This is a genomic window from Micromonospora sp. NPDC093244, from assembly GCF_040683695.1.
Classification (GTDB): Bacteria; Actinomycetota; Actinomycetes; order Mycobacteriales; family Micromonosporaceae; genus Micromonospora.
Window position 1 is genome coordinate 1 of the sequence record NZ_JBFBEO010000001.1, and the last position, 18,086, is coordinate 18,086.

Below are 18,086 nucleotides of genomic sequence, written 5' to 3' on the forward strand. Positions count from 1 at the left end.
CGCCGATGGTACTGCACTCGTGAGGGTGTGGGAGAGTAGGACGCCGCCGGACAATCATTCCAGAACGGGTCACCCTCACGGGTGACCCGTTCTGCGTTTCCCGCACCCATTCCGCAGCCTGACCCGCGGCACCGGTACGCCGACGACTCGGCGTGCTCAGCCGCGGGTCTGCATGCCGGCACGCAGGTCACGCATCAGGGAGCCCGCGTCGGCGACCGAACGCCCCGGGAACATCGCCATCACGACGCTGCCGTGGTCGGCCCAGCCACACACGGCGAAGTCACCGCCCTCGCCGCTGGTGCTGCCGCACTTGAGCACACCGCCCAGGTCACCCGCGGACATCTCGCGCAGGCCTGTCACCGCACCGGTCTCGTCGGACATCAGGCCGAAGAGGCTGTCCAGGTCGCGTTCCGGCTGCCACAGCAGGGTCGTGCCCCCGAAGATCAGGACGGACCGCTTCTCGTCGGACGGGTCGCGGTAGACCGTCCCGAAGCTGCTGTCCAGCTCGATGTCGGCGGCCAGGCCGCTGCGCAGGTAGTCGGCGGTGCTCTTCGCCCGCTCACTGTCGTCCCGGGACAGGCCCGCCACCCGGTCAGGTGAGGTCAGCTCCGTGTCCTTCTGCTGTGCCACCCGCCACCCGGCGACACCCAGCACACCGGCGCCCGCCAGACCGACCACGAGGGCCGCCGCCCACACGATCCGGCGTCGGCGGGACCAGCCACCCTGCCGCTCGTCGGGATCGCCCCCGGAGTCGCGGGTGCTGAGCCGGATCGGCTCGTCGGTCAACTCGACTGGCTCGCGGCCGCCGTCGAGCGACCGTTCGGTGAGATGTGCGTCGGACATAGCCGACACCGTACGCGAACGGCAGGTGGCGCACGTCAGGTCCGCCGAACCCCTCCGTAGACTTGTCCGGTGACCGAGAGACTGGATGCCCGACGCCCCGACGCCCCGACCCTTGCCGGCCAGTACCAGCCCGGCGAGGTAGAGCAGCGACGGTACGAGCAGTGGGTAGCCGGCGGGCACTTCCGGGCCTCCGCCGACAGCGACAAGCCCCCCTTCACCATCGTCATCCCGCCGCCCAACGTCACCGGCTCGCTGCACATGGGCCACGCGTTCGAGCACACGCTGATGGACGCGCTGACCAGGCGTAAGCGGATGCAGGGCTTCGAGGCGCTGTGGCTGCCCGGCATGGACCACGCCGGCATCGCCACCCAGAACCTGGTGGAGCGGCAGCTCGCCGCCGAGGGTCTGTCCCGGCACGATCTCGGCCGGGAGAAGTTCGTCGAGCGGGTCTGGCAGTGGAAGGCCGAGTCCGGCGGCGCCATCCTCGGCCAGATGCGCCGCCTCGGCGACTCCGTCGACTGGGACCGCGAGCGCTTCACCATGGACGAGGGGCTGAGCCGCGCCGTCCAGACCATCTTCAAGAAGCTCTTCGACGACGGCCTCATCTACCGGGCCAACCGGATCATCAACTGGTGCCCGCGCTGCCTCACGGCACTCTCCGACATCGAGGTCGAGCACACCGACGACGACGGTGAGCTGATCTCGATCCGCTACAGCGACGAGGTCGTCGTGGCCACCACCCGGGCCGAGACGATGCTCGGCGACACAGCGGTGGCGGTGCACCCCGACGACGAGCGCTACCAGCACCTCATCGGCACCGAGGTCGAGCTGCCGCTGACCGGCCGCCGGATCCCGATCGTCGCCGACGCGCACGTCGACCCGTCCTTCGGCACCGGCATGGTCAAGGTGACGCCTGCGCACGACCCGAACGACTTCGAGATCGGCCAGCGGCACGACCTGCCCGCGCTGACCGTGATGGACGAGCGCGGCGTGATCACCGTGCCCGGCCCGTTCGAGGGACTGGACCGGTTCGAGGCGCGGCCCGCGATCGTGGCCGCGCTGCGCGAGCAGGGCCGGATCGTCGCCGAGAAGCGTCCGTACGTGCACGCGGTCGGGCACTGCTCGCGGTGCAAGACCACAGTCGAGCCGCGGCTGTCGTTGCAGTGGTTCGTCAACACCGCCCCGCTGGCGCAGGCCGCCGGCGACGCGGTGCGCGACGGCCGGGTGCGCATCGAGCCCGCCGAGCTGGCCAAGCGCTACTTCGCCTGGGTCGACAACATGCACGACTGGTGCATCTCCCGCCAGCTGTGGTGGGGCCACCGCATCCCGGTCTGGTACGGGCCGGAGGGTGAGATCGTCTGCGTCGGCCCCGACGAGGCGCCGCCGACCGGCGAGGGCTGGCACCAGGACGAGGACGTCCTGGACACCTGGTTCTCCAGCGGCCTGTGGCCGTTCTCCACCCTCGGCTGGCCCGAGCAGACCCCGGACCTGGCGAAGTTCTACCCGACAAGCGTGCTGGTCACCGGGTACGACATCCTGTTCTTCTGGGTCGCCCGGATGATGATGTTCGGCCTCTACGCGATGGACGGCCGGCCGCCCTTCGACGTGGTGGCGCTGCACGGCATGGTGCGCGACCAGTTCGGCAAGAAGATGTCGAAGTCGTTCGGCAACGTGGTCGACCCGCTGGACTGGATCGACAGGTACGGCGCCGACGCCACCCGGTTCACGCTGGCCCGGGGCGCGAACCCCGGTCAGGACGTCCCGGTCAGCGAGGAGTGGTGCCAGGGCTCGCGCAACTTCTGCAACAAGCTCTGGAACGCCACCCGCTTCGCCCTGATGAACGGCGCGCACACCACCGGCGACCTGCCCCCGGCCGAGCAGCTCTCCACGGTCGACAGGTGGATCCTGTCCCGGCTGGCGCACGTCACCGCCGAGGTCGACGAGCAGTTCGAGGCGTACGAGTTCGCCAAGGTCTGCGACCTGCTGTACCACTTCGCCTGGGACGACGTCTGCGACTGGTACGTCGAGCTGAGCAAGCCGGTGCTCGCCGAGGGCGGCGAGCGGGCGGAGGCCAGCCGCCGGGTGCTCGGGCACGTGCTCGATCAGCTGCTGCGACTGCTGCACCCGGTCATCCCGTTCGTCACCGAGGAGCTGTGGCTCGCGCTGACCGGCGGCGAGACGGTGCAGGCGGTCGCCTGGCCGGTGGCCGACCGCTCGCTTATCGACGACGCCGCCGAGGCCGAGATGGTAGGTGTGCAGCGGGTGGTCACCGAGATCCGCCGGTTCCGTTCCGACCAGGGGCTGCGCCCGACGCAGCGGGTGGCCGCCCGCCTGGACGGGCTGTCCGGGGCGGGCATCGCGGCCCACGAGCCGCTGATCCGTTCGCTGGTCCGGCTGGACCCGGCCGGTGACGACTTCCAGGCCAGCGCCACGCTGACCATGCCTGGCGCGGTCGGTGTCGCGTTGGACACCCGGGGGTCGATCGACGTGGCCGCCGAGCGGGCCCGGCTGACCAAGGACCGCACGGCAGCCGAGAAGGAGGTCGCGCAGGCCCGGGCGAAGCTCGACAACCCGGCCTTCATCGGCAAGGCCCCCGAGCCGGTGGTCGCGAAGATTCGTGACCGGCTCGCCACCGCCGAGGCCGACCTGGTCCGGATCAACGCTGCTCTGGAGACACTGCCCTCGTGACCGACCGTACCGATTTCGCCGCCGTCGAGGCCGAGCTGAACGCCCGTGGCTTCACCCGCATGGTCTTCGAGCTGGACCGCATCGAGTCGCTGCTCGACCTGCTCGGCAGTCCGCAGCGGGCGTACCCCTCGATCCACCTGACCGGCACCAACGGCAAGACCTCCACCGCGCGGATGATCGACTCCCTGCTGCGGGCGTTCGGGCTGCACACCGGCCGGTACACCAGCCCGCACCTGGAGACCGTGCGGGAACGGATCAGCCTGGACGGGGAGCCGGTCAGCGAGGAGCGGTTCGCGGCGGTGTACCGGGAGATCAAGCCGCTCGCCGAGCTGGTCGACGCGCGGTCGGACGAGCCGCTCACGTACTTCGACATGACCACCGCGCTGGCGTTCGCCACGTTCGCCGACGCGCCTGTCGACATCGCGGTGGTCGAGGTCGGCCTCGGGGGCGCCGAGGACGCCACGAACGTCATCCAGGCCGGGGTCTGTGTGATCACCCCGATCGGGTTGGACCACACCGAGTGGCTCGGTGACACGCTCCAGGACATCGCGCTGGCCAAGGCCGGCATCATCCACCAGGGCGCCACGGTGATCGCCGCGGCGCAGGAGGAGGAGGCCGCGCGACCGCTGCTCGAACGCTGCGCCGAGGTGGGCGCCACCATCGCCCGGGAGGGCGCCGAGTTCGGCGTGCTGCGCCGGGCGGTCGCCGTCGGCGGCCAGGTGCTCAGCCTCCAGGGGCTGGGCGGTGTCTACGAGGACGTGTTCATCCCGCTGCACGGCGCGCACCAGGCGCAGAACGCGGCGGTGGCACTGGCCGCGGTGGAGGCGTTCCTGGGTGCCGGGACCAGGCGCCAGCTGGACATCGAGGCGGTCCGCGAGGGCTTCGCCTCGGCCAGCTCTCCCGGGCGGCTGGAGCGGGTGCGCAGCGCCCCGACCGTCCTGCTGGACGGCGCGCACAACCCGCACGGGATGGCGGCCACCGTTTCCGCGTTGCAGGAGGAGTTCGCGTTCAGCAAGCTCGTCGCGGTGGTCGGTGTGCTCGCCGACAAGGACGCGTCAAGCCTGCTGGAGCTGCTGGAGCCGGTCGCCGACGTGGTGGTGGTGACCCGCAACAGCTCGCCGCGGGCCATGCCGACGGCGGAACTCGCCGCCCTGGCCGGGGAGATCTTCGGCGAGGAGCGGGTGGAGTCGGCCGACGAGATGCCCGACGCGATCGAGTTGGCGGTGGCGCTCGCCGAGGAGGACGTCCCCGGCGAGCTGAGTGGTGTCGGGGTGCTGGTCACGGGGTCGGTGGTGACGGTGGCCGACGCCCGTCGCCTGCTGAAGCGATGACCGGCCCGGAGCAGCCGCGCCGGTCCGGGCTGCGCGACCCGCAGCGGGCGGTACGCGGACTGGGCGCCGGGACGCTCGCCCTGGAGGCGCTGGTGCTGCTGCTGGCGATCCAGCCGATCCGGGTGGTCGGCGGCGACCTGAGTGGCGGCGCGATCGCTGCCGTGGTGGCCCTGGCGGTGGCCGCCATCCTGATCGCCGGCATGATGCGCCGCCCCTGGGCGTGGCATGCCGGCACAGTGCTCCAGGGCCTTCTGCTGCTGTCCGGCCTGCTGCACTGGTCGCTGTTCGCGCTTGGTGTCATCTTCGCCCTGGTGTGGGCGTACGCGGTGCACGTCCGCCGGGTCATCCTCGGCTGACGGTCAGGCGTCGGCCCGTTCACGCCACTGGGTGAGGGCGATGCCGTGGCCGTCCGGGTCCCGGAAGGCCGCCGCCCACACCTCGAGCCTGCTGCCCCGGTTGACGACGCGGGGGGCGTACGTGAAGCGGACGCCGGACCCGCGCAGCCGCTCGTACGCCGCCTCGATGTCGTCCACCTCGAGGTTGACGTGGACGAGTCGGCGGCTGATCGGTGCTGCCCCGGTGACCTCGCGCAACACCAGCCGGGTCGTGCCGGAGGCGAGCACGGCGTTGCCCGCTCCCTGGTCGACCTCGGTGAAGCCGAGCATGTCGCGGTAGAAGTCGAGCGACCGGGACAGGTCGGTGACCAGCAGGGTCAGCCCCACCCCGCTGATCGGGCCGGCCGGGTCAGCCGTGGCGCCCCCGTCGAACCCGAAGATCGCCTCGTCGAGTTCCTCGGCGCTGACGGTAGCGCTCTCCGTCGTGGTGGTGGCGGGGTCGTCCAGGGGCAGGTCGAGCGGGTCCAGTGGGTCGGTGGCGGCGGACCGCTGGGTGGGGGCCGGGTCGAACCGGTGCGCGGTGGGCGGGTCGAGGTGGGGCTCGGCAGGCGGTACGGGCTGGTCCGCCTCCACCGGGTCGAAGCGTTCGGCACCGGGTTGGTCGAAGCGCTCCTCGGCGGGCGGGCGCGGCGCCGGGGTGGCCCGCCGGGGCAGCCCGCTGCCCGACGACTGGTCGGCAGCGGGTTGTTCGACGACGACGCCCTCCAGAACCACCGGGCCACCGGGGCTCTGGTGCATCACCACCGGCTCGCGTCCCTCCGGGTCGACGCCCGGATCGTCGCGCAGGGGATCGTCGCGCAGCGGGTCGGGGCCGAGCGGGTCACGGAAGTCGTCGTCGGGCGCGCGGTCGGCCCACGGCGGGGCGTCCTGCTGGATCAGCATCTCGTCCAGGGGCTCCGCCTCGGCGAACTCCGGGGGGAGGTCGGCGACTGCCGCGGCGGTCTCGGCGTGCGTCGGCACCTCGTCCCACAGGACCTTGACGTGCCGTTGGTCGTCCAGGGCGACCCGGATCGGCAGGGTCTGGCCCAGCGACGGCCACTTGGAGACCGGCACCCGCGGCTCGATGATCTTCTTCGAGCGGGGCGGCAGGCCGGGAGCGTCGATCACCAGTTGCAGCTCGCAGCGGCCGAACGCGTACTGGGTGGGTGGCTCCGAGGCGCTGTGCACGTGGCCCACACCGACCACCCAGGTGCGCCCACCGCCGCGTACGGTGGCCAGCGCGATCGCCAGCACCAGCAGGGCGACCCCGATCGCCACGATCGGCCAGCTCGTCATGCCGAGGCCGAAGAGGACCACGAACGTGGCCACGGTGCCCAGCACCGCGCCGATCAGCTTGCGTACCGGCGCGATGGGTCGGTTCCCGCCATTCGCCACAGTGGACCTCCCGGGGGTCAGGGCCAGGCTAGGCCGGAACGGCCACCGGGCGAAAGACCGGCCGCCGCGCCGGCGCCGGGACCGGGTCGCTAGGCTGACCGTACCGATCCCGAGCGTCAAGCGCGTACAGGAGGAACCCAGCGTGTCCAGCAACAGCCCGGATGAGCGCAGCCTCGTTCTGATCAAGCCCGACGCGGTTCGCCGCGGCCTGGTCGGCGAGGTCCTCTCCCGCTTCGAGCGCAAGGGGCTGCGGATCGACGCGATGGTGCACCGGACGATGGACGCGGCGCTCGCCGACGCGCACTACGCCGAGCACGTCGACAAGGCGTTCTACCCGCCGTTGAAGGACTTCATGACCGGCGGCCCGCTGGTCGCCCTCGTGCTCTCCGGTGACCAGGTCATCGACGTGGTCCGTGGGCTGGTCGGGGCGACCGACGGTCGCAAGGCCGCCGCCGGCACCATCCGGGGCGACCTGTCGCTGTCCAACCGGGAGAACCTGGTGCACGCCTCCGACTCGACGGACAGCGCGAAGCGCGAGATCGCGCTCTGGTTCCCCGAGCTGGGCTGACGCTCCCCGTTCAGCTGGCCGGGGGCACCTTCGTCGGATTGCCGACCACGTAGATCCCGGTGATCCGACCGTCCGCCGCGGCGATGGTGAGGGCGTACGTGTTGCCGTCCTGACCGGTCATCAGGGCGGCCGGCTCCCCGTTCAGCTCCACCCGGCGCATCGTCCATTGGCGGTCCGGACCGTAGATCCCGGCGAAGAAGCGGGCCACCCGGTCCGCGCCGAAGACGGGGTTGCGGGCCGCGCGTACCCGACCACCACCGTCGTTCCAGGCCGTGGCGTCCGAGGCGACCAGGCCGGTGAGCGTCGCCAGGTCGCCCTCGCGGGCGGCGGCCAGGAACGCGTCGAGCAGCCGCTCCCGCTCCGACCGGCTGGCCGTGAACCGCCGCTGCTCCTGCCGTACCCGGGTCACCGCGCGGTGGTGCAGCTGCCGGCAGTCCTGGGGGGTCCGGTCCAGGATCTCCGCGATCTCCGCGTACGGCAGCTCGAAGGCGGTGTGCAGGACGTACACGGCCCGTTCCGGCGGGGTGAGCCGCTCCAGCACGTGCAGCAGCGCGGTGGAGAGCGAGTCGCGCAGTTCGGCGCGGTCCAGCGGCCCGAACGGCGAGGGCTCGGTCGGCACCGGCTCGGGAAGCCACGTGCCGACGTACGTCTCGCGGGCCGCCTGCCGCGACCGCAGCCGGTCCAGGGCCAGCCGGGTGACCACCCGGGACAGGTACCGGCGTGGCTCGTCGACAGTCGATCGGTCCACCCGCAGCCAGCGCAGGTACGCCTCCTGGAGCACGTCCTCGGCGTCGTGCCGGCTGCCGAGCAGGCGGTAGGCGAGCCCGAGCAGCATCGGCCGGTGCGCCTGGAGCGCACCGGCCGCCTCTGCCGCCCCGGTGGTCATGCGTGGGCCGGAGGCTCCAGACGCATGGTCACTCCGATCCGGTTCCACACGTTGATTGTGGCAATGGCCAGGACCAGGTCGGCGAGTTCCTTCTCCGACCAGACCTTCGCGGCGGCGTCCCACACCTCGTCCGGCACGCCGTGCTCACCGAGCTTGGTGACCGCGTCGGTGAGCGCCAGCGCCGCCCGTTCCCGCTCGTCGAAGAACGGCGCCTCCCGCCAGGTGGCCACCGCGAAGAGCCGACGGCTCGACTCGCCGGCGTCGAGCGCCTCGCGGCTGTGCATGTCGACGCAGAACGCACATCCGTTGATCATCGACGCCCGCAGCTTGACCAGCTCCAGCACGGTGTGGTCGACGTTCGCCCGGACGTACTTCTCCAGCCCCAGCACGGCCTGGTATCCCTGTGACGCGACCTCTGCCGCGTTCATCCGCTGCACGATGTTCCTCCCCTGATCGGTTCGACACCGTCACGACGGATCAGCGGGGGCACGACGTGACAGCCGGGGATGTGACGCCGGTCATGCCGGTCGGGATCGGGAGGAAACATGAGTGATCGCCTCCCTCTGGACCACGCTCCCCGCGCCCTGCTCCCGACCTGCCAGCGTCGTTCGGTCCGGGCAGGCCGGACAGCTCCCCGTTGCCGACCGCCAGGTCGACGCCGCGGACCGCCCGGACCTCCCGACGCTGGGCTCGCGACCCATCTCCCGAGGCCGCGGTACGTGCGACGCACCCGATCGCCCCGATCGCATGGTCGCGACCCGCAGGCTAGGAGTGACCGGGACCTGTGGGAAACGGATTCGGATCGAGCCGAATGCTCAGGCCGAGACGCTCGCCGGCTCGTCACCGACGAGCTGCACAAGTGCCAGGCCGGCCGGTTCCAGGCCGTACAACACCCGGCGGCCCACCCGGCGGCGGTGCACCACGCCGGCGGCCAGCAGCGCGGAGAGCTGCTCCGACACGGTGCTCGGGGCGAGCCCCAGGGTGGCCGCGAGGCCGGCGGTGGTGGCCGGGCGTACCAGCGCCCGCAGCACCTGGGCACGACCTCGACCGACCAGCACCGCCAACCGATCCGTGGCCGGCGCCGTCCGGCCCGCCGAGGCGGGTCCACCCTCGGCGAGCACCGCAGCCCCGCGCGCCTGGTAGGAGACGGCGATGATCTCCGGATGGTCGGTGGCGCAGACAAGCGCTCCCTGCGAGAAGATCAGTGGGATCAGCAGCAGCCGCTGGTCCACCGCCACGAACTCCTGCTCCGACGGCTTCACCAACGTCAGCACAGGCTTGTCCCAGCGCACCCGTTCGTGCAGGTCGGACAGCAGCGCGTCCGGACCGTACGCGGCGAGCGCCCGCGCCCGGTGCAGCACCTCCTCGTCCAGCGCCGCCTGCATCGCCGGCCACCACGGCGCGATGGCCGCGTCCCAGTACGCCTCGATGCCGTCGGCGAGCCGGTCCAGGGCGGCCCGCCGGTCCGTGACGAACGGGCCGAGCCACTCCGGCAGGTCGTCCGGGTCGTGGTAGTGGGGGATCTGCTCGGCGATCACCTCAGCCGGCGTCGCGCGCAGCTCGGCGAGCTGTTCGGCAAGGGTCGGCGCGGCCGACGTGGGGATCGGGCTGAGGAAATCCGGTGCGGGCAGGCCGACGGTCAGCAGCCGGGCCGACGCGGCCGCCGGCACCTCGTCGAGCACCCGCCGTGCGTGCCGTGCCCAGTCGGTGTACGGCCAGGGCGCGTCTGCCGGGTGGCGGTTCAGCACGAACAGGCTGGTCAGGACCTCCCAGAGCGGGCTGGTGGCGATCCGGGTGCGGGACAGCGTCGGTTCGTCCAACTCGATCCGGATCACCCGGCCAGCCTAGGTGCCTGCGCGCGCTTTACTCGGCGGCGGGGTGGGGGGCGGGTCTTGTATCGTTGAGCACCGTAAGGCGATGACCCGGCCATCACCGGTGAGCCTCCGGAAGAACAGCCGGGCAACCGGCCCAGTAGAACCGGACGGGTGCGGCCCGTCACAGCCGGCAATGAGCGGGCGGTCGATCCTGACCGCCAAGCGGGGTGGTACCGCGGACCACCCGGGAGCGCCGTCGCAGGCGTACCCCGGAAGGTTCGTCCTCGCAGACCCACGTTGAGTGAGCTGCGCGAGGAGAGCGACCCCGATGGCCTATCCGTTGCACGACCCGACCGCCGCCGGTGTCCCGGCGAGCCCGGACCTGCCCGCGGTCGAGCGCCGGGTGCTGGAGCACTGGACGGCCGACAAGACCTTCGAGGCTTCCGTCGAGGCCCGTCCGGCCGGCGACGACGGCAAGAACGAGTACGTCTTCTACGACGGTCCGCCGTTCGCCAACGGGCTGCCGCACTACGGCCACCTCTTCACCGGGTACGTCAAGGACGTGGTGCCCCGCTACCAGACGATGCGCGGGCGGCACGTCGAGCGGCGCTTCGGCTGGGACTGCCACGGCCTGCCCGCCGAGGTGGTCGCGGAGAAGCAGCTCGGCATCACCAGCAAGGCGGAGATCCTCGACCTCGGCGTGGCCCGGTTCAACGAGGCCTGCCGCACCTCGGTGCTGGAGTTCACCCAGGACTGGGAGCGGTACATCAACCGGCAGGCACGCTGGGTCGACTTCACGAACGACTACAAGACGCTCGACCTGGACTACATGGAAAGCGTCATGTGGGCCTTCAAGACCCTGCACGACAAGGGTCTGATCTACGAGGGCTTCCGGGTGCTGGCGTACTGCTGGCGCTGCGAGACGCCGCTGTCGAACACCGAGACCCGGATGGACGACGTCTACCGGGACCGGCACGACCCGACGCTGACCGTCTGGTTCGGGCTGACCGCCGACGAGAACGCGCCGGAGCTGCTGCGCGGGCCGGTCCGGCTGGGCGTCTGGACCACCACGCCGTGGACCCTGCCGTCGAACCTGGCGCTCGCCGTCGGGCCCGACATCGAGTACGCGGTGCTGGAGCGCGACGGCGAACGGTACGTGGTGGGCGCCGCCCGGCTCGGCGCGTACGCCAAGGAGCTGGACGGATTCGAGCAGGTCGGCACGGTGTACGGCCGGGACCTGGTCGGACGCCGCTACACGCCGCTGTTCGACTTCCTCGTCGAGCAGGCCGGGGAGAACGCGTACCAGGTGCTCGGCGCGGAGTTCGTCACCACCGAGGACGGCACCGGGATCGTGCACCTCGCCCCGGCCTTCGGTGAGGACGACCAGAACGTCTGCAACGCCGCGGGCATCCCGACAATCGTCACTGTCGACGACCACACCCGGTTCACCGCGCTGGTCCCGCCGTACCAGGGTGAGCAGGTCTTCGACGTCAACAAGCCGGTGATCCGGGAGCTGAAGGAGCGGGGTGTGGTGCTGCGGCAGGACACCTACACCCACTCGTACCCGCACTGCTGGCGCTGCGACACCCCGCTTGTCTACAAGGCGGTGTCGTCGTGGTTCGTCGCCGTGACGAAGTTCCGGGACCGGATGGTCGAGCTCAACCAGCAGATCAACTGGACGCCTGCGCACATCAAGGACGGCTCGTTCGGCAAGTGGCTGGCCAACGCCCGGGACTGGTCGATCAGTCGGAACCGGTTCTGGGGCTCGCCGATCCCGGTGTGGAAGTCCGACGACCCGAACTACCCGCGCCTGGACGTCTACGGCTCCCTCGCGGACATCGAACGGGACTTCGGCGTACGCCTGACCGACCTGCACCGGCCCGAGGTGGACGACCTGGTCCGCCCCAACCCGGACGACCCGAGCGGCCAGTCGATGATGCGCCGGGTGCCGGAGGTGCTGGACTGCTGGTTCGAGTCCGGGTCGATGCCGTTCGCCCAGGTGCACTACCCGTTCGAGAACGCGGACTGGTTCGAGCACCACTACCCGGGTGACTTCATCGTCGAGTACATCGGGCAGACCCGCGGCTGGTTCTACACGATGCACGTGCTGGCCACCGCGCTGTTCGACAGGCCGGCGTTCCGCAACTGCCTGAGCCACGGCATCCTGCTCGGCTCGGACGGGCGCAAGATGTCCAAGAGCCTGCGCAACTACCCGGACGTCTACCACGTCTTCGACGCGTACGGCTCGGACGCGATGCGCTGGATGCTGATGTCGTCGCCGGTGCTGCGCGGCGGGGACATGGCGGTCACCGAGGCGGGCATCCGCGACGCCGTCCGGCAGGTGCTGCTGCCGTTGTGGAACGTCTGGTACTTCTTCTCGCTCTATGCCAACGCGGACGGGTACCAGGCGCGGCGTCGTACCGACTCGACGCACCTGCTGGACCGGTACATCCTGGCGAAGACCAACGAGCTGGTGTCGACTGTCGGCGCGCAGATGGACGCGTACGACATCTCCGGCGCCTGCACCACAGTCCGATCCTTCCTGGACGCGCTCACCAACTGGTACGTGCGCCGCTCGCGGGACCGGTTCTGGTCCGGCGACGCCAACGCGTTCGACACCCTGTCGACCGTGCTGGAGACGCTCTGCCGCGTGGTGGCACCGCTGGCGCCGCTGACCGCGGAGGAGATCTGGCGCGGGCTGACCGGGGAGCGCTCGGTGCACCTGACCGACTGGCCGGAGGCGAGCGAGTTCCCGGCTGACCACGACCTGGTCGCCGCCATGGACAACGTGCGGGCCGTGGCCTCGGCGGCGCTGTCGCTGCGCAAGGCCAAGGGTCTGCGGGTGCGGCTGCCGCTGTCCACGTTGACAGTGGCCTCGCCGGCGGCGGAGCAGTTGCGCCCGTTCGCCGACCTGGTCGCCGACGAGGTCAACGTGAAGGCCGTGGAGTTCAGCGCGGAGCTGTCCTCGTACTGCCAGCAGGTGTTGACAGTGGTGCCCCGGGCGCTCGGCCCGCGGGTCGGCAAGCAGGTCCAGCAGGTGATCAAGGCGGTCAAGGCGGGCGACTGGGAGCTGGTCGACGGCGCCCCGGTGGCCGCCGGCGTCACCCTGGCCGAGGGCGAGTACGAGTTGCGCCTGGTCGCGGCCGACGCCGAGCACTCCGCGCCGCTGCCCGGCGGTGAGGGTGTGGTCGTCCTGGACACCGAGGTCACCCCGGAGCTGGCCGCCGAGGGGCTGGCCCGCGACGTGGTGCGGGTCGTGCAGCAGGCCCGCCGCGACGCCGACCTGGACGTCTCGGACCGGATCGTGGTGTCGGTGTCGGCCTCGGAGGACGTGCGCGCGGCGGTGGCCGCGTACATCGACTTCGTGGCCGGCGAGGTCCTGGCCGACTCGGTGGACTTCGCCGAGGGCCTCGACGGCTTCGCCGGCGAGGTGGGCGAGGGCGAGCGGGTGACGGTAACCGTCCGCCGTTCGTAAGGAAGGGCACCTTTCTAACGCCTGGTGTATAGGAAGGTGCCCTTCCTTACGGGAAAATCGTCTGGGCACGGACGCCTCCACCTCCGTCGGCGGAGTGTGGAGGCGTCCGCTACGGTGACACCGCCTGCTCGCACCTCATCTGCCGGAGGACCAGTGCCCCTGCTCTACACCATCGGCAAGCTGACCGTGGCGCCCACGCTGCGGGTGGCGTTCCGCCCGACCGTGGAGGGTCTGGAACACGTGCCGGAGACCGGCGGCGCGATCTTCGCCGGCAACCATCTCTCGGTGGCCGACGAACTGTTCCTCGGCACCGTGGTGCCCCGGCACCTGGCGTTCTGGGCGAAGTCGGAGTATTTCAAGGGCACCGGTGTGAAGGGCGCGATCTCCAAGTTCGTCCTCACCGGCCTGGGCGCGATTCCTGTCGAACGGGCCGGCGGTCGGGCGGCGCTGTCCGCGTTCGACGCGGCGATCCCGGCGCTCAAGGGCGGTGATCTGGTGGTGGTCTACCCGGAGGGCACCCGATCCCCGGACGGCAAGCTCTACCGGGGGCGGACCGGCGCGGCCCGGCTGGCCATCGCCGCGGGTGTCCCGATCATTCCGGTGGGCATGATCGGCACGGACAAGGCGCAACCGATCGGCGCCCGGGTGCCCCGCCCCGGCGCTGCCAAGATCACCGTCCGGTTCGGCAAACCGTTGGACTTCACCGGCCGGCCGGACGACCGCGCGTCGCTGCGGCAGATGACCGACGAGCTGATGAGCGAGATCCAGAAGCTCACCGGCCAGGAGTACGTGCCCCGCTACGCCCCGCCGCGCGCCCACCCGGACCCCACCCGCGAGGCCTGACCCCGCCGCTCAGCCCCGCTCGGGCTGGACGATCTGGGCTCGCAGGGTGTCCAGCAGATCGGCACTGTCGGAGACGGACAGCCTGGTGAACACGCCTGTGGCGATGCTGCCGTGGTCGACCGACGTGCAGACCACCACGTCACTGCCGTCCGCCCGGCCGACCGCGCACCGCTCGTGCCTGCCCCGCACACCTGTGTCCACGGTCTCGGCGGTGCCCAGCGCGTACCGCTCGGTGAGCCGGCTGATCTCCGCCTCCGCGTCCGACTCCGGGCTCAGCCGGAAGCCGGTGCCGCCGAAGACGGTCACCCGCTTGCCGCTCGTCGTGGAGTAGACCCCGGCGAACGTGTCCTCGGCCAGCCAGTGCTCCTGGCGTACCTCACTCTCCAGACGCTTGGCGGTCGCGGCGCTGCCGTCGTCCTGACGCAGGCTGAGGTCCTCCACCTGGTCGGGCAGAGCGGCGCGGGCCGGGTACTGGGCCGAGATGGGGAACCCGTAGTAGGCGGGGCAGCCACAGCAGCAGGCGAGGGTGAGCAGCAGCAGCCACGGCCAGCGGCGTCGCCGCCGGACCGGGACCGGCACGTACCCCCTGGGGGCCTGCCAGCCGGGCGGCGCCGGTGGTGGCGGTGGCGTGCGCCGGCCCCGACGCTGCTTGGGCACGGGGGCCGGCGCGGGCGGTGACACCGGCCGCTGCGGTGGCGGCGCGGGCGACATCGGCCGGGTCGGCGGGACGGGCCGCGCGGCGTGCGGCGGCATGGGCGCGGCCGGCGGTGACACCTGCTGCGGAGCGGCAGGGGGAGCCGGTGGACCGGACCACTGCCGGGTCGACGGCGGTGTGGGATACGGCAGCGTCGGGGGCAGTGGGGGCAGCTCGGCGGACGGCAGGTCCCAGCCGCCGGTGTCCACGCCGGCCCACGGGTCGACAGGGGTGCGGTGCTCCGGAGGCTCGTGGGGCACCGGCGGTGGCGGGGTCGGCTCGGTCGACGCGCCCCAGCCCTGCCGACGCGGCAGCGGGGGAGGAACCGGCGCCGACCCGCTCCACCGGGGCGCGGGCGCCTCCGCGGTGGCGGCCGTGCCCGCCTCGGCGGCGGCGGTCGGCTCGGCGCCCTTCTCGGCGGGGGGGTCCGCGGCGGCGGCCGGCGAATCCGCCGGTTCGCGCTGGTCCGAGGGTCGGGGCTGGTCCGAGGGGTCGGGCTGGTCCGGGGGTACGGGTGGGGAGGTCGGCTCGTCGGCGACCGCCGGGTCCCGCTCCGGCTCCGTGCCCGGGGTGCTCCCGTCGGCCGGCCGTGCTCCCGGCTGGGGCTCCGGCATCGCGGCAATCTCCTCTCGCGCCGGTCCGAGGTTAGTACCGCGCCGCCACCACCGCGATCGGGCGTGCGCGCGGTCACCGCCGGACGGGCGCGTACCCTTGGGCATCATGAGTGCCCCGTCCACGACGCCGCGCGCGGCCGCGACCAATTCCGTCTGGCCCCGGCTGGAGCCGCTGCTCCCTCAGGTTTCCAAGCCCATCCAGTACGTCGGCGGCGAGTTGGGCGCGGTGGTCAAGGACTGGGACGCCGCGACCGTGCGCTGGGCGCTGATGTATCCCGACGCGTACGAGGTGGGCCTGCCCAACCAGGGCGTGCAGATCCTGTACGAGGTGCTCAACGAGCTGCCCGACACCCTCGCCGAGCGGACGTACGCGGTCTGGCCGGACCTGGAGAGCCTGATGCGCACGCACGGCGTGCCGCAGTTCACCGTCGACGCGCACCGGTCGGTCCGCGAGTTCGACGTGTTCGGCATCTCGTTCTCCACCGAGCTGGGTTACACGAACATGCTCACCGCGATCGACCTGGCCGGCATCCCGCTGCTTGCCGCCGACCGCACCGACGCCGACCCGGTGATCGTGGCCGGTGGGCACGCCGCGTTCAACCCGGAGCCGATCGCCGACTTCATCGACGCCGCAGTGCTCGGTGACGGCGAGGAGGCGGTGCTGGAGATCACCGCGATCGTCCGGGACTGGAAGGCCGAGGGCTGCCCCGGGGGCCGCGACGAGCTGCTGCTGCGGCTGGCCCGCACCGAGAGCGTGTACGTGCCACGCTTCTACGACGTCGACTACCTCCCCGACGGGCGCATCCAGCGGGTCGTGCCGAACCGTGCGGACGTGCCGTTCCGGGTGCACAAGCGCACGACGATGGACCTGGACGCGTGGCCGTACCCGAAGAAGCCCCTGGTCCCGCTGGCCGAGACGGTGCACGAGCGGTACGCGGTGGAGATCTTCCGGGGCTGCACCCGGGGTTGCCGGTTCTGCCAGGCCGGCATGATCACCCGGCCGGTGCGGGAGCGGTCGATCACGACCGTCGGGCAGATGGTCCGCGAAGGGCTGGAGTTCTCCGGCTTCTCCGAGGTGGGCCTGCTGTCGCTCTCCTCGGCGGACCACTCCGAGATCGGTGACATGTGCTCGGGCCTGGCCCAGCAGTACGAGGGCACGAACGTCTCGCTGTCGCTGCCGTCGACGCGGGTGGACGCGTTCAACATCGACCTCGCCCAGGAGCTGTCCCGCAACGGGAGGCGTACCGGCCTGACCTTCGCCCCGGAGGGCGGGTCGGAGCGGATCCGCAAGGTCATCAACAAGATGGTGTCGAAGGAAGACCTCATCCGCACGGTCGTCACCGCGTACAGCAACGGCTGGCGGCAGGTGAAGCTGTACTTCATGTGCGGCCTGCCCACCGAGACCGACGAGGACGTCCTCGAGATCGCCGACATGGCGCACGAGGTGATCAAGGCGGGTCGGGCCGCGACGGGTTCCAAGGACATCCGCTGCACGGTCTCCATCGGCGGGTTCGTGCCGAAGCCGCACACTCCGTTCCAGTGGGCGCCGATGGAGCGTCCGGAGGTCATTGACCACCGGCTCAAGATCCTCAAGCAGGCGATCAACTCGGACCGCTCACTGGGCCGGGCCATCGGCTACCGCTACCACGACGGCGAGCCGTCGCTCATCGAAGGGCTGCTTTCCCGGGGCGACCGCCGGGTCGGCTCGGTGATCCGCAGGGTGTGGGAGAACGGCGGCCGGTTCGACGGCTGGAGCGAGCACTTCTCGTACCAGCGCTGGGTGGACGCCGCCGCCGAGACGCTGCCCGCGTACGGGGTGGACCTCGACTGGTACACCACCCGTCAGCGCGACGAGCTGGAGGTCCTGCCCTGGGACCACCTGGACTCGGGGCTGGACAAGGACTGGCTCTGGCAGGACTGGCAGGACTCGCTCAGCGAGTTCGAGCAGGACGACTGCCGCTGGACGCCGTGCTTCGACTGCGGTGTCTGCCCCTCGATGGACACCGAGATCCAGATCGGCCCGACCGGCCGCAAGCTGCTCCCGCTCACCCCGCTGGGCGGCAACGGCATGAAGGTGCCGGCGGCCGGCAACCCCGCCTGACCGCTCCCGCAGGGCAGCGGCGAATGCGCTGAGCCGCTACCCTCCATACCCGACACGTCACCCACCCGGCCCAGGCCAGGTGGGTGACAGGCGTTGGTGCGGGAGGCGTTGTGTCCGAATTCTCCATGAACACCGGCAAGCTCGGCGAACTCGCCTCGGAGATGTCGGGGACGGCGGAGTCGCTGCGTTCCGGTGTGCTCCCCAAGATCGAATACCTGCGGCTGCCCTCCGGGGCCGCACCGGCGTTCGACGCGGGGTTCTCCGCCGCGTACGACGAGATGCACGAGACGACCACGCAGGCGGTGTCGGCGCTCGCCGCCGCGCTCGGCGAGGTCGCGCAGGGGCTCGGCCGGGTCGTCCAGCACTACCAGACGATGGAGCAGCGGCACGGCCAGTCGTTCGACACCGCTCTGGACTGAGCACAGGCGCGGTTCTTTCTTCTTTCGACGGCACACGGGGG

General features: G+C 71.5%; 14 protein-coding genes. 8 read left to right on the plus strand and 6 right to left on the minus strand.

Annotated features, from left to right (window positions below):
• Positions 1–156: 156 nt before the first annotated feature.
• A complete protein-coding gene (locus AB0N27_RS00005) occupies positions 157–843 on the minus strand; it encodes a hypothetical protein (RefSeq protein WP_364362219.1) in 687 nt (228 codons plus the stop codon).
• A gap of 69 nt (positions 844–912) precedes the next feature.
• Between AB0N27_RS00005 and AB0N27_RS00010 the strand changes: the two genes are divergently transcribed.
• The 3 genes from AB0N27_RS00010 to AB0N27_RS00020 are packed head-to-tail and all read left to right on the plus strand — an operon-like array spanning position 913 to position 5,218.
• Positions 913–3,531, plus strand: coding sequence for a valine--tRNA ligase (locus AB0N27_RS00010; RefSeq protein ID WP_364362220.1), 2,619 nt, complete (start codon positions 913–915; stop codon positions 3,529–3,531).
• Positions 3,528–4,862: a folylpolyglutamate synthase/dihydrofolate synthase family protein gene (locus tag AB0N27_RS00015; protein WP_364362221.1), complete on the plus strand. Its 1,335-nt coding sequence runs from the start codon at positions 3,528–3,530 to the stop codon at positions 4,860–4,862. The genes AB0N27_RS00010 and AB0N27_RS00015 overlap by 4 nt, the downstream gene beginning before the upstream one ends.
• Positions 4,859–5,218, plus strand: coding sequence for a DUF4233 domain-containing protein (locus AB0N27_RS00020; protein ID WP_364362222.1), 360 nt, complete (start codon positions 4,859–4,861; stop codon positions 5,216–5,218). Before AB0N27_RS00015 ends, AB0N27_RS00020 begins: the two co-directional genes overlap by 4 nt.
• 3 nt (positions 5,219–5,221) lie before the next feature.
• Here the strand turns inward: AB0N27_RS00020 and AB0N27_RS00025 are convergent, their stop codons facing one another.
• Positions 5,222–6,631 carry a VOC family protein gene (locus AB0N27_RS00025; RefSeq protein ID WP_364362223.1) on the minus strand — a complete coding sequence of 470 codons (1,410 nt, stop codon included), beginning with the start codon at positions 6,629–6,631 and terminating at the stop codon, positions 5,222–5,224.
• A gap of 142 nt (positions 6,632–6,773) precedes the next feature.
• Between AB0N27_RS00025 and ndk the strand changes: the two genes are divergently transcribed.
• Positions 6,774–7,199: a nucleoside-diphosphate kinase gene (ndk, locus tag AB0N27_RS00030; RefSeq protein ID WP_363689346.1), complete on the plus strand. Its 426-nt coding sequence runs from the start codon at positions 6,774–6,776 to the stop codon at positions 7,197–7,199.
• 10 nt (positions 7,200–7,209) lie between these two features.
• Here ndk and sigJ read toward each other — a convergent pair whose 3' ends face one another.
• The 3 genes from sigJ to AB0N27_RS00045 form a co-directional block, all read right to left on the minus strand.
• On the minus strand, positions 7,210–8,085 hold the full coding sequence (sigJ, locus tag AB0N27_RS00035) for an RNA polymerase sigma factor SigJ (protein ID WP_364362224.1): 876 nt from the start codon (positions 8,083–8,085) through the stop codon (positions 7,210–7,212).
• The gene (locus AB0N27_RS00040) at positions 8,082–8,513 is read right to left on the minus strand and encodes a carboxymuconolactone decarboxylase family protein (protein ID WP_364362225.1); all 432 of its coding nucleotides are present in this window, start codon (positions 8,511–8,513) and stop codon (positions 8,082–8,084) included. The genes sigJ and AB0N27_RS00040 overlap by 4 nt, the downstream gene beginning before the upstream one ends.
• 387 nt (positions 8,514–8,900) lie before the next feature.
• Positions 8,901–9,920, minus strand: a complete 1,020-nt coding sequence (locus AB0N27_RS00045; RefSeq protein ID WP_364362226.1) for an ArsR family transcriptional regulator — start codon at positions 9,918–9,920, stop codon at positions 8,901–8,903.
• Between the two features lie 307 nt (positions 9,921–10,227).
• Between AB0N27_RS00045 and ileS the strand changes: the two genes are divergently transcribed.
• A complete protein-coding gene (ileS, locus tag AB0N27_RS00050) occupies positions 10,228–13,374 on the plus strand; it encodes an isoleucine--tRNA ligase (protein ID WP_364362227.1) in 3,147 nt (1,048 codons plus the stop codon).
• A gap of 153 nt (positions 13,375–13,527) precedes the next feature.
• On the plus strand, positions 13,528–14,217 hold the full coding sequence (locus AB0N27_RS00055; protein ID WP_364362228.1) for a lysophospholipid acyltransferase family protein: 690 nt from the start codon (positions 13,528–13,530) through the stop codon (positions 14,215–14,217).
• A gap of 9 nt (positions 14,218–14,226) precedes the next feature.
• Here the strand turns inward: AB0N27_RS00055 and AB0N27_RS00060 are convergent, their stop codons facing one another.
• On the minus strand, positions 14,227–15,525 hold the full coding sequence (locus AB0N27_RS00060) for a hypothetical protein (RefSeq protein ID WP_364362229.1): 1,299 nt from the start codon (positions 15,523–15,525) through the stop codon (positions 14,227–14,229).
• A gap of 106 nt (positions 15,526–15,631) precedes the next feature.
• Here AB0N27_RS00060 and AB0N27_RS00065 point away from each other — a divergent pair, with 106 nt between their 5' ends.
• Positions 15,632–17,626, plus strand: a complete 1,995-nt coding sequence (locus AB0N27_RS00065; RefSeq protein ID WP_364362230.1) for a TIGR03960 family B12-binding radical SAM protein — start codon at positions 15,632–15,634, stop codon at positions 17,624–17,626.
• Positions 17,627–17,736: 110 nt separating this feature from the next.
• Positions 17,737–18,045, plus strand: coding sequence for a hypothetical protein (locus AB0N27_RS00070; protein ID WP_364362231.1), 309 nt, complete (start codon positions 17,737–17,739; stop codon positions 18,043–18,045).
• The last annotated feature ends 41 nt before the right edge of the window (positions 18,046–18,086 follow it).